Origin of the sequence: Paenibacillus agaridevorans (assembly GCF_003112455.1) — a bacterium.
Lineage (GTDB): Bacteria > Bacillota > Bacilli > Paenibacillales > Paenibacillaceae > Pristimantibacillus > Pristimantibacillus agaridevorans.
This window is the reverse complement of record NZ_BDQX01000067.1, coordinates 1-12,430: the sequence shown is the minus strand read 5'-3', so window position 1 is coordinate 12,430 and position 12,430 is coordinate 1. Positions and strand designations below refer to the sequence as shown.

General features: G+C 51.5%; 10 protein-coding genes. 2 read left to right on the top strand and 8 right to left on the bottom strand.

What is annotated here, in order from left to right:
* Nucleotides 1-299: 299 nt before the first annotated feature.
* Together PAT3040_RS07370 and gyrA are read right to left on the bottom strand one after the other, a co-directional pair.
* Entirely contained in the window at nucleotides 300-1,361 is a 1,062-nt protein-coding gene (locus PAT3040_RS07370) for an HD-GYP domain-containing protein (RefSeq protein WP_108992084.1), read from the bottom strand.
* Nucleotides 1,362-1,428: 67 nt separating this feature from the next.
* Nucleotides 1,429-3,909, bottom strand: coding sequence for a DNA gyrase subunit A (gene gyrA, locus PAT3040_RS07365; RefSeq protein ID WP_108992083.1), 2,481 nt, complete (start codon nucleotides 3,907-3,909; stop codon nucleotides 1,429-1,431).
* A gap of 350 nt (nucleotides 3,910-4,259) precedes the next feature.
* Between gyrA and PAT3040_RS07360 the strand changes: the two genes are divergently transcribed.
* On the top strand, nucleotides 4,260-5,036 hold the full coding sequence (locus PAT3040_RS07360; protein WP_307719160.1) for a YheC/YheD family protein: 777 nt from the start codon (nucleotides 4,260-4,262) through the stop codon (nucleotides 5,034-5,036).
* A gap of 58 nt (nucleotides 5,037-5,094) precedes the next feature.
* On the opposite strand, the gene gyrB is transcribed toward PAT3040_RS07360, so the two are convergent.
* The 6 genes from gyrB to dnaA form a co-directional block, all read right to left on the bottom strand.
* Nucleotides 5,095-7,002: a DNA topoisomerase (ATP-hydrolyzing) subunit B gene (gene gyrB, locus PAT3040_RS07355; protein WP_108992082.1), complete on the bottom strand. Its 1,908-nt coding sequence runs from the start codon at nucleotides 7,000-7,002 to the stop codon at nucleotides 5,095-5,097.
* Nucleotides 7,003-7,040: 38 nt separating this feature from the next.
* Entirely contained in the window at nucleotides 7,041-7,292 is a 252-nt protein-coding gene (gene remB / locus PAT3040_RS07350; protein WP_087572529.1) for an extracellular matrix regulator RemB, read from the bottom strand.
* A 27-nt stretch (nucleotides 7,293-7,319) separates the two neighbouring features.
* Nucleotides 7,320-8,429 (bottom strand): DNA replication/repair protein RecF, encoded by a 1,110-nt coding sequence (gene recF / locus PAT3040_RS07345; protein ID WP_108992081.1) that lies wholly within the window; start codon nucleotides 8,427-8,429, stop codon nucleotides 7,320-7,322.
* Between the two features lie 24 nt (nucleotides 8,430-8,453).
* Nucleotides 8,454-8,669: a S4 domain-containing protein YaaA gene (gene yaaA / locus PAT3040_RS07340; RefSeq protein ID WP_087572531.1), complete on the bottom strand. Its 216-nt coding sequence runs from the start codon at nucleotides 8,667-8,669 to the stop codon at nucleotides 8,454-8,456.
* Nucleotides 8,670-8,698: 29 nt separating this feature from the next.
* Nucleotides 8,699-9,835 carry a DNA polymerase III subunit beta gene (gene dnaN / locus PAT3040_RS07335; RefSeq protein ID WP_108992085.1) on the bottom strand — a complete coding sequence of 379 codons (1,137 nt, stop codon included), beginning with the start codon at nucleotides 9,833-9,835 and terminating at the stop codon, nucleotides 8,699-8,701.
* A gap of 375 nt (nucleotides 9,836-10,210) precedes the next feature.
* Nucleotides 10,211-11,566: a chromosomal replication initiator protein DnaA gene (gene dnaA, locus PAT3040_RS07330; RefSeq protein WP_087572532.1), complete on the bottom strand. Its 1,356-nt coding sequence runs from the start codon at nucleotides 11,564-11,566 to the stop codon at nucleotides 10,211-10,213.
* 564 nt (nucleotides 11,567-12,130) lie between these two features.
* Here dnaA and rpmH point away from each other — a divergent pair.
* Complete coding sequence (gene rpmH, locus PAT3040_RS07325; RefSeq protein ID WP_087572533.1) at nucleotides 12,131-12,265, top strand: 50S ribosomal protein L34; 135 nt, start codon at nucleotides 12,131-12,133, stop codon at nucleotides 12,263-12,265.
* The last annotated feature ends 165 nt before the right edge of the window (nucleotides 12,266-12,430 follow it).

Sequence of the window (12,430 nt, the reverse complement as noted above, 5' to 3'; positions counted from 1 at the left end):
TCGATTCAATCTTGCGATTGTATCGGGCAGTTTCGCTCGTTGTTCAGTTTTCAAAGAACAATCTGTTCTTTCGTTGCCGGCGTCAATCTCTCGCGGCGACAAGAAATAATATATCACGAACGCCTAGTGGATTGCAAGTGTTTTTTTTAATTAATTTAATTTCTACGTTTTAACCGTTCCAAGCGAAGCCCTCTCCTTCATCTATCTCGAACTTTTTTCGTTCCATGGTACAAAAATAAGAGCAAACCGTATCGTCTGCCGATGATTCCGGTCTCCGATAGGCTTGCCCTTATGATGCGCTATTTCAACACTTCTTTAATATGGAACTGTCGCTCGATAACCAGGTTGACAATCTTGCCGTCAATGGACACCCATGGCCGCGTCGGATGGGTACGGTCCGAGAAGACGATCTCGCCGATCCGTTCATCGCTTAGCCTGACGATGGTTCCATTATGGAACTGCGTCACTTTCTCCACGAACGTTCTGACATAGCCAGGATCCAGCTTCCCGAAAGCATCGCTCAATATTTGCTCCAATACAAGGTAGGGAGAGACGGCCTTCTTGTAACCCCTGTTTAGCGTCATCGCATGGAATATATCCGCAATGCTCACGATCTTTGCATAGGGATGAATTTGGCTGGCGTCTATGCCAAGCGGGTAACCCGTGCCGTCTACCTTCTCATGATGCTGAAGCGCCGTCAGCTTGACGCCTTCATTAAGCGCTGCAACGTTCTTTAGCAACTGATAGCCCAGAACGGTATGCCGCTTCATCTCCTCTTGCTCAACGGCCGTCAGCGGGGTAGGCTTGGACAGAATCGATTTATCGATGCGCACATTGCCAATATCCTTTAGAAGACCGGCGAGCGCTACCTGCATCCAATCCTTCTGCGGAAGTCCCCCCCACTGAGCGATCAGATAGGAGGTCATCGCGGAAGTCACGTTATTGTGAAGCAGATAGTCGCGTTCCTGGAATACTCTCGGCGCGAAGGTGAGCACCTTGTACTCCGATATCCGGCCCAGGAGCTTCTCGAGCTGCACTCGAAGATCCATGACAGGCATCCCCTGCCCGGTCACATAGTTGTTGAACAGCCCCCTGAGCACCTCGATCATCTTTTCGTACTCTTGCTGGAAGGGAGTCACCGGCTGCTGTACAGGTTGTGCTGCCTGTGCCGGCTGGGCTTCCGGCGGAATTGCATCGCCGTAGTCGACCATAACGGTATTCACCAAGAAGGCTTGCAGAATATCCATTTCCTTCGTTGTAATAATTCTCCCTTTGTGAAACAATATGCCGCCGAGCGGGGTGAGAACATCCTCCCCGATCTTATCGCCCATCTTAAGCTGCGCAACCGCTACTGCGACCATCCTATTCCCCTCCCCCGCGAACAAAGCGCAGGATCAATGTTTAACAAATCCGATTGCCGCTGCTTCCTTATTCGGATTCCGTGCCTTCTACGTCCTGTTCGTCCTCGGACGAAGCCACTTCTTCTTCGCTCCGCGCAACGCGAGTGACAGTCGCAACCGTATCGTCTTCGCGCGTATTAATCAACTTGACGCCTTGCGTATTCCGTCCCATCGTGGAGATTCCTTCCATGCTGGTTCGGATCATCGTGCCTAGCGCCGTCATGATCATGAGATCCTCGTCGTTCTCCACAACCTTAAGCGATACGATCGGCCCGTTCTTATCCGTAACGTTGAGCGTTTTGATCCCCTTGCCGCCACGGTTCTGAATACGGTACTCTCCAACCGGCGTACGCTTGCCGTAGCCCTTGGATGTAACAATAAGCACATCCTTATCCAGAACGACAACATCCATATCAATCACCGTATCGTCAGCGTCCAGGCCAATGCCCTTAACGCCGGTAGCCGACCGTCCCATGGACCGAACGTCTTCTTCGGAGAACCGGATCGACATGCCTTGGGCGGTACCCATAATGATCTCCTGGTTGCCGTCTGTCAGCTTAACGCCGATCAAGTCGTCATCTTCGCGCAGGGAGATCGCGATTAGACCCACTTTGCGGATATTAATATAATCGTCAAGCGGCGTCTTCTTGACCACGCCTTGTCTCGTCGCGAAGAACAGATAATGATCCGCATCGAACGCTTGAACCGGGATAACCGCGTTAACCGTCTCGCCCTGCTCGATCTGAATCAGGTTGATAATCGGCGTTCCCCGCGCTGTACGGCTGAGATCCGGAATTTCATAGGCTTTGAGCTTGTACACTTTGCCTTTGTTCGTGAAGAACAACAGGAAGTGATGCGTATTCGATACGAAGAGATGCTCGACAAAGTCATGCTCCTTCGTATCCATGCCTACAACGCCCTTGCCCCCACGCTTCTGGCTGCGATACGTCGTCACCGGGAGACGCTTGATGTAGCCGGAGTGCGTAATGGAGATGATTACGTCTTCGCGAGGAATGAGGTCCTCATCCAGAATCTCTTCGTCGCTGGCCGTGATCTCCGTGCGGCGTTCGTCTCCGAACCGCTCCTTGATCTCATTAAGCTCTGTGCTGATGATATCGAGCACAAGCTGCTCGTCCGCAAGAATAGCCTTGTACTCGGCAATCTTGGCCAAGAGCTCGGCATATTCCGCCTCGATCTTGTCCCGCTCCAATCCGGTCAGACGCTGCAGGCGCATATCCAGAATCGCTTGCGCTTGCTCGTGGCTGAGGGAGAAACGGGTAATCAAACCTTCGCGCGCTTCTTCCGTCGTACGCGATCCGCGAATAAGCGCGATGACCTCGTCGAGGTTGTCGAGCGCGATCCGCAAGCCTTCCAGAATATGCGCGCGCGCCTCGGCCTTCTTGAGGTCGTATTCTGTACGGCGTCTTATGACTTCGATCTGATGCTGCAAATAATGATACAGCATGTCGCGCAAATTCAGCGTCTTTGGCTCGCCATTGACGAGCGCAAGCATGTTAATGCCGAAGTTCGACTGCAATTGCGTATGCTTGTACAAATTGTTTAGCACGACGCTCGGATTGACGTCGCGGCGAAGCTCGATGACGACCCGCATGCCGTTACGGTCGGATTCGTCGCGCAGATCGGTAATGCCTTCGATCTTCTTCTCTCGCACCAGCTCCGCGATCTTCTCGACCAGTCTCGCCTTAATGACCTGGTAAGGCAGCTCGTGAACAATAATACGCGCTTTGCCGTTGTTCTCCTCAATCGTCGCGCGGGCGCGCATCGTCACCGAACCGCGGCCCGTCAGATAAGCCTGACGAATACCCGATAGTCCCATGACATAAGCGGCCGTCGGGAAGTCCGGTCCTTTGACATATTCCATCAGCTCTAGCGACGTAATGTCCGGATTGCGGATAAGCGCCTGAGCGCCATCAATAACCTCATTCAGGTTATGCGGCGGTATATTCGTCGCCATGCCTACGGCGATGCCCGTTACCCCGTTTACCAACAGGTTCGGGAATCGGGAAGGCAGTACGACGGGCTCATGTTCTTCGCCATCATAGTTAGGAGCGAAGTCGATCGTTTCTTTGTTAATATCGCGAAGCAGCTCCATTGCCATCTTGGACAGACGGGCTTCCGTATAACGCATAGCCGCCGCCATATCGCCGTCGATGGAACCGAAGTTGCCGTGCCCGTCTACGAGCATATAACGCATGGAGAAGTCCTGCGCCATCCGAACCATGGATTCGTAGACCGCCGAATCGCCGTGCGGATGGTACTTGCCGATGACTTCCCCTACAATTCTCGCCGATTTCTTATGCGGCTTGTCCGGAGACATGCCGAGCTCCGACATTGCGAACAGAATACGGCGATGCACCGGCTTAAGCCCGTCGCGCACATCCGGCAACGCACGGCTCACGATAATACTCATCGCGTAATCCATGAAGGAGTCGCGCATCTCCGTACCGATATCGCGGTCTGTCACTGACATTCTTTGTTCTTCCGCCATGCTTTACCTCCCTGACGTCATCTATCTGGTGGATCGTCAACCATTCCTAGTTCTATCTTTAACATTTAATTCTTGCATAAACCTGTTGTGCCGTTATGGCAGCACCGCTCGGGATGCTCCATTTGGCGGAATCGCTTGTTCGTACCCAGTGGTAAAAATAGGCCATTTCGCAAGCTCCGAACGCGAAAAATGGTCATAAATTAAATAGACCCAACTTTTATTATACCATTCATTCCATAGTCTGTCTTGTCCCGGAGCCGGGTGATAAAAGAAAAAGATGTCGCTTATTCGGCGCCGTTTCACCGCTTCGAGAACTCCGGCATCCTACAGGAACTATCCCATAGAAAGAGGTGGATCCCCTGGCTATCCAACGTGTCAGAAGCAAGTGGGCAAAAACAAAAGTGCTCCTGCGCTCTGCCGAAATGCACAGCTACATCCCGCAAACGAAGCGGTTCAGCCGCGAAACGCTGCATCGCATGCTGCAAGAGTACGAGATGGTCTATGTGAAGCCCGTCAGCGGCACATACGGCAACGGAGTCATCCGCGTAGAGCGTACAGGAGAGCAAGGAAGCGGCTATCGCTTCCAGCACGGGACGACGGTACGTTCCGCTGCCATCTTCGATGCTTTGTTCGAAGCATTAAGTGCTTATGTTAGCCGCAAAGGTTACATCGTGCAGAAGGGCATCCATCTGCTCAAGCATCGGGGCCGCCGCTTCGACTTGCGCGTCATGGTCCAGAAAAATTTAAGGAATCAATGGGAAACCACCGGCATTATCGGAAAATTGGGCAACCCCCGAAAAATCGTAACCAACTACAATAACGGTGGGACGATTTGGTCTTTTGAGACATTGCTGTCCTCTCATCTGTCCGCCTCCGAGATGAGTGCGCTCCATGCAAAGCTTAAGAGGCTTGGCGTCAAGATCGGCAGTCAGTTGCAAACGGCCTATCCCGGTCTCAAGGAGCTTGGCGTCGATGTCGCCATCGATACAAAGTTCCACCCTTGGGTGCTGGAAGTGAACACGAAGCCTCATCCCTATATTTTCAACAAGCTGGCCGACAAGTCGATGCACCGCAAAGTAACCCGATATGCAGCAGCCTATGGAGGCATCAAACGCAAAAAGCATTAACTTCCCCGTACAGTCCTTGAGAAGAAAAGCAGCCCCCGTCATGGGTGGCTGCTTCCGCTTAGATATCCAGATTTGCGTATCTGGCATACTTCTGAATGAATTCGCGCCGGGGCTCGACGTTGTCGCCCATCAGCGTATCGAAGATCGTATCTGCTTCGATCGCGTCCTGGATCGACACCTGGAGCATAGAACGGCTCTCGGGATCCATCGTCGTCTCCCACAGCTGGGTGGCGTCCATCTCTCCGAGACCTTTGTAGCGCTGGATATTTACCTTTACGCCTTCTCCGAACTCTGCGAGGATCACGTCGCGTTCCTTCTCCGTCAATGCGTAGCGGACAACCTTGTTGCGCTCGATCTTAAAGAGCGGCGGCTGCGCGATGTAGACAAAGCCCGCTTCGATAATTTCCCGCATGTAGCGGTAGAAAAACGTCAGCAGCAGCGTACGAATATGCGCGCCGTCGACGTCGGCGTCAGTCATGATAATGATTTTGTGGTAACGGGCCTTCGAAATTTCGAAGTCGTCGCTGATGCCCGTGCCTAATGCCGTAATGATCGCACGAATCTCGGCATTGCCGAGAATGCGGTCCAGGCGGGCTTTCTCTACGTTCAGGATTTTGCCCCTGAGCGGAAGTATCGCTTGGAAATGGCGATCGCGCCCTTGCTTGGCTGATCCGCCCGCGGAGTCTCCTTCGACGATATACAGCTCGCTGATTGCCGCGTCCTTGGAGGAGCAGTCGGCCAGCTTGCCCGGGAGCGATCCAACCTCGAGCGCGCTCTTACGACGCGTCAGTTCGCGTGCCTTGCGCGCCGCTTCGCGTGCGCGTGCGGCTTGAAGGCCTTTCTCCACGATGCGACGGGATACGCCAGGATTCTCTTCGAGGAACTCTTGGAACTTCTCGGCGAAGAACGACTCTACAATGCCCCGTACCTCGCTGTTGCCCAGCTTCGTCTTTGTCTGTCCCTCGAATTGCGGTTCGGGAATCTTAACGGAGATGATCGCGGTGAGTCCCTCCCGCACGTCGTCGCCCGAGAAGTTGGAATCGTTGTCCTTGATGAGATTCGTCTTGCGCGCGTAATCGTTGATGATCCTCGTCAGCGCGCTCTTGAAGCCGGATTCATGCGTACCGCCCTCATGCGTATTGATGTTGTTGGCGAAGGAGTAGATGTTCTCCGTGTAGCTGTCGTTATACTGCAGCGCGACTTCGACCTGGATATGGTCCTTCGAGCCCTCAACATAGATTGGAGTCTCATGCAGCGCCTCGCGGTTCCGGTTAAGAAACAGCACGAACTCGTTCAGACCGCCATCGTATTTAAACGAATTGGACACGTCCGTACGCTCGTCCGTCAGCGTAATCTCGATGCCCTTGTTCAGAAACGCCAGCTCGCGAATACGGGACTGGAGCGTCTCGTAGTCGAATACCGTCGTCTCCGTAAAAATCTCTGGATCAGGCAGGAAGGTTACCTTCGTGCCCGTCTCCTTGGATTCGCCCACGACTTTGATATCATATTGGGGAATTCCCCGGCGGTATTCCTGCTGATAGAGTTTGCCATGGAGTTTAACCTGCACGATGACAGACTCCGACAGGGCATTGACGACCGACACGCCTACGCCGTGCAGACCGCCGGATACTTTATATCCCTCGCCGCCGAACTTGCCGCCGGCATGAAGAACGGTCATGACAACCTCGAGCGTCGACTTCTGCAGCTTCGTGTTCATCCCGACCGGGATTCCGCGTCCGTTGTCGATAACGGTAATGCTGTTGTTTTCGTGCACGATCACGTCGATCTTGTCGCAATAGCCGGCCAGCGCTTCGTCGATACTGTTGTCGACTACCTCCCATACGAGATGGTGAAGACCCTTTCCGCTGGTGGAGCCGATATACATCCCCGGACGTTTGCGGACGGCCTCCAACCCTTCAAGAACCTGTATCTGACTCTCGTCATACGTGTTCTGTTCCAAAGTCATGCAAGCTCACTGCTCCTCTCGACTGCTCTTCCTATTGCTTATCCATTCGCCGCGAAATGATGGGCCCGTTTCTTGAGCGTTGAGGATGATATGGGCGAATAGTAGATTTTCTTCTTTGTGACGACGATAGACTTCGGCTCTTCTTCGCCGATCGTCTCCACGTCCTTGCGCTTATGGGCTCCCGCGACGAATTGCTTGGACAGCTTGGAGGACTGCTCAATGGATATATCAAAGATGGCGACCAGCTCTACGGCCCTGATAATCTTTTCTCCGCCCAGATGGATGTACATGTCTCCTCCAGCCCCCTATTCATCTCGTTATACGGTGACTCTGCCTTCTCGCACATAATAGATACCGGCATCGTGGAGCTTGCTCGTGTTGACGCTCTCCAGGCCGGTCGTTGTAATAAAGGTCTGAACCTTGCTTTGAAAAGTTTCGATGAGCTGCGTCTGACGGTTCTGATCCAGCTCCGACAGAACATCATCGAGCAAGAGCAGCGGATATTCCCCGATCTCCTCATGAATCAGCTCGATCTCGGCAAGCTTCAGCGACAGAGCAGTAGTGCGCTGCTGCCCTTGCGAGCCGAATATCTGCGCTTCCTTGCCATTGATGAAGAAGGCCAAATCGTCGCGATGAGGTCCGGCAAGCGTGACCCCTCTCCGAATCTCCTGATCTTTCACTTGTGATAACTTTAACATAAATTGATCAAATAAAACAGGTTCATCTTGTGTCGTGTCCACATCGAAGGAGGGTCGATACTCAATCGTCAGCTTCTCCGAACCGTTCGTAATGCCGGCATGAATCTGTTCCGCGAAGATTTGCAATTTATGTATAAAGTATTTCCTTTTTTTCATAATTTTAACACCGAGCTCGGCAAGCTGCATATTCCATACTTCCATCATCGTCGCGTTAACAGTCCCCGGACCTGCGCTTTTCAGGTAGTTGTTTCGCTGCTGAAGCACCTTGCCGTATTGCTGAAGCGTATATAGATAGCCGGGCTGCACCTGCCCGATCTCCATGTCCAGAAATCGGCGGCGCACGCCCGGCGTGCCCTTGACTATCTCGAGATCCTCCGGCGCGAACATGACGACGTTAACGGAACCGATGAAATCGCTCAGCTTGCGCTGCTCCAGCCCGTTGATCTTAGCCTTCTTGCCCTGCGAGGAGAACAGCAAATCGAGGGTGATGTTGCCGTACCGCTTATCCACCGCCCCCGATATTCTCGCGGAATCGCCTTGCCAACCGATCAGTTCTTTGTCCTTGGACGTGCGATGCGACTTCGACAGCGCCAGCACAAAGATGGCTTCCAGCAGATTCGTTTTGCCTTGGGCGTTTGGACCCAAAAAGACGTTAACCTTGTTCGGAGTTGCAAGATCGAGGCCGGCATAATTCCGGTAATTGCTCAATTCGATATTCGTCAGAAACACGTTTCGTTCCTCCCGGTGCTTCGCCTATTCACGCGTGACGACAAACATGCCGTGCCCTTCGACTTCCACTTTGTCGCCAGCGTAAAGCTTGCGGCCCCGGCGGTTGTCGGCCTCCCCGTTAATGTGGATAACCGTCTCCTGCAAAAAAAATTTAGCTTGTCCACCTGTGGATATGCAATCCGCCAGCTTCAAAAACTTCCCTAATTCGATATATTCCGTCCGAATGGATACTTCTTTCATTCCTTCATCACCCTTTCAGCTTGCTTGGCTCAACCTGTCGTACGGTAAGGCAGAATGACGTACATGCTGTATGGGTGGTCCATCGGCTTTACGATAATGGGGCGCATAGCGCCGGAAAAACCGATGAACAGCTGTTCGCTGTCGATAACTTTGAGCACGTCTAGCATATATTTGGAGTTGAACGCAATCCGCAGCGGTTCGCCTGTCAGCTGCTTTACCTCTAGCTGCTCCGTTACGCGGCCAAGCTCCGTTGAGCTGGACGAAATCTCAATCGTACCGTCATCTAGTGTCGCGAGCCTGACGATGTTCGTCTTTTCTTCACGCGACATGAGGTAGGCGCGATCGATTGCGTCCATCACATTTTTGGTGTCGAGCACAAGTTCTGTCTCGAATACTTGCGGAATAATCTTGGATGTATCCGGGTAAGTGCCGTCAAGAATACGCGTATAGAACAGAATATTGTCGACCTTGAATAATACCTGGTTGTCCGCAACGACGACATCGACCAGCGTATTCTGATCCGGAATAAGACGGGACAATTCGTTGAGCGTCTTGGCGGAAATAACGATATTGCTGAAGTTCAGCTCGGAATCGACTTTTGTCGTACGGCTGGCGAGACGATGCCGGTCCGTGGCAATGAACTTGAGCATGCTGTCGTGAAGATTCCAGAGCACGCCGGTCAGGATAGGCGTTTGTTCGCTTGTCGAAGCGGCGAGAATCGTCTGGCGGATCATCGATTTGATCAAGTCTCCGGGAATTTGAAGAATGTCGTTCTGTTCGATCGACGGCAGAACAGGGAACTCTTCCGGATCCAGGCCGACCATTTGAATTTCCGAGGAACCGGAGCGAATAATCGTTTGGAAACCGCTTCTTACCTCAATCATAACTTGGTCGGAAGGGAGCTTTTTTACGATTTCAACGAAAAACTTGGCAGGAAGGACAACGCTTCCCGGTTTGTCGATTTGCGCGATAATTTTATCTCCTTGTTCTACGGAGATAAAGCTCTGAATAGATATATCTGTATCGCTGGCAGTCAGCGTTACGAATTGATGGTTTACATCGAACTTGATGCCACCGAGGATCGGAATGGCGGGACGGGCCGAGACGGCTTTGGCGACTTGTTGAATCGCGTCGTTTAGTTCGTTTTTGGAAATCGTGAGTTTCATTTGTTCACCCGTTTCTACAAGATTTGAGGGATTCAGCCCCGAAACGACGAAGTCGTTGAAAAGGTAGTTCAAAAAGTCCGCTTCCCATCACGAAGCATCTCAAGCAGCTTATTCGACATCGAATCTTGAATTCAGGCGAAACTTCCGTTGCTCACGTAGCTTCCACTACGCTCCGCTACTCAGTTTCTACCTTCTTTCAATCTTCTTGGTGTTGAAAACCGAACTTTTTGAACTTGCATTTGTATAGGTATTATTTTAAAGATTTTTTAGTAGTCGTAGTAGTAGGGGCCCTGAATATGTGGATAACCCCATTTAAAGCGGATAAAGCAAGCCTATCCACATGTGCATAGCTTGTGCATAGGCTTGCTCTGTTGTTCACATTTGATTTTTGACTTTTTCCGTCAAATTCTGAATGATCTTGTACAGCTCCTGATCGATCTTAAGCTGCCTTGTTATTTTCTCGTGGGCATGAATGACTGTCGTGTGGTCACGGCCGCCGAACGCTTCGCCGATCTTCGGAAGCGAGTAATCCGTAAGCTCCCGCGAGAGATACATCGCGATTTGTCTCGGATAGGCGACGGCTTTCGTCCGTTTTCGCGCTTTGAACTCCTCCAGGCGCAGCCCGTAAAATTCGCCAACTTTCGTCTGTATATCCTGGATCGTAATCATGCGCGGCCGGCTCGACGGAATAATATCCTTAAGCGCCTCTGCAGCCAGATGCGATGTAATATCGGCATTGATCAGCGACGAATAGGCGACGACCCGGATCAGCGCGCCTTCCAGCTCGCGGATGTTCGTATCGATCTGGTTGGCGATATAGTTCATGGCTTCGTTGGGAATATCGAGATTTTCGGCTTTTGCCTTCTTTCGAAGAATAGCAATCCGCGTCTCGAGATCCGGCGGCTGGATATCGGTGATAAGTCCCCACTCGAATCGGGAGCGCAGCCGGTCTTCTAGAGTTGGTATTTCTTTCGGCGGACGGTCACTGGAGATGACGATCTGCTTGCGTTCTTCGTGCAGCGCGTTAAACGTATGGAAAAATTCCTCTTGCGTCTGCTCCTTGCCGGCCAAAAATTGAATATCGTCAATAAGCAGCACGTCGATATTGCGGTACTTCGTCCTGAAGCTCTCGCCCTGGCTGTCCCGGATGGCATTAATGAATTCATTCGTGAATTTCTCGGAAGAAATATAAAGAACCCGCGTATTGGGGTTGTGATCCATAATGTAGTGCCCGATGGCGTGCATCAAGTGAGTCTTGCCTAGTCCAACGCCCCCATAGAGGAACAGTGGATTATAGGCTTTGGCCGGAGCTTCGGCGACTGCTAGCGAAGCCGCATGGGCGAACCGGTTGTTGGCACCGATGACGAATGTATCGAACGTATACTTGGGGTTAAGCATATGAGTGTGCGGCTCGTCGGACGAGACAGGAGGCTGCACGTTTTTGGGAGGGAACACGATGCTATGCTCGGCGGCGGTTTTCGGTTCCTCGATGGAGAAGCGCACATCGATCTGTCTGCCGAGGAATTCGTACAGTGTTGTTCGAATCAGCTTCGTATATCGGCCTTCCAGCCATTCGGCGGCAAACGTGGTCGGCGCCGTTACTTCAAGTATGGAATCATCGACGAAGGAAGCCTTGGTTGCCTTGAACCAGGTGTCAAAGCTCGGCTTGCTCAGCTTCGTCTGAATGATGGACAATACTTGTTGCCATAAATCGTAGGTATGGCTGTCCACAGACTGTCACTCCTTATCTTCTGTCGCCCAGAGGCGGGCCCGCGCGGAAACTTGTCGAATACCTATCTGCATGCACGAAATATCCACATTATGACGGATATTTAAGATGTGAGTTATAAATAGGGGATAATGTTGTTCACAATGTTATCCACAGGCTGTTAATAAGATGGTGTGGAATAGTTGCTCATCCACAACGAAAACATATCTATCATAGCAAAAGATGCCTTGTATTTCAACGAATTGCCGGATATTATCCACATACTCAAGAGCTTGTGTATAAAAGTTATCGACAACACAAGATATTGTTAATATCATGTTACCATTTCGACAAAGTTCGATTTTGGCCCAAAAAATTGTCCACATGTTATTAGTTTTCGTCGAACCATTGTCGTTCATTCATTTATCCACAGGCATTAGCCGAAAAAAATGGCAGTCGTCGGCGCAGGGGCAAACATTGACTTTTTGCCCTCCGCGTGGTTTAATTATAAAAGTGTATTTTTGTCTTGGACGGGCGCGTATCGTCCGATGTATGGATCCACACGTAATATAGGAGGTGCAATATAAATGAGACCTACATTTAAACCAAATGTAAGCAAACGTGCTAAAGTGCATGGCTTCCGCAAGCGGATGAGCACAAAGAACGGTCGTAAAGTTTTGGCGGCTCGTCGTCAAAAGGGAAGAAAAGTACTGAGCGCGTAAGCAGAAGACCACCGGACGTGGTCTTTTTTTTTGCTCAGTTTCGGACAGACTTGACATATAGTGCGAGTTCAAAAAGTTCGGTTCTCAGTATCGAGAAGATGGAAGGCAACTAGAAACTGAGGAGCGGAGCGTAGCAGAGCTACGTGAGCACCGGAAGGTTCGGTT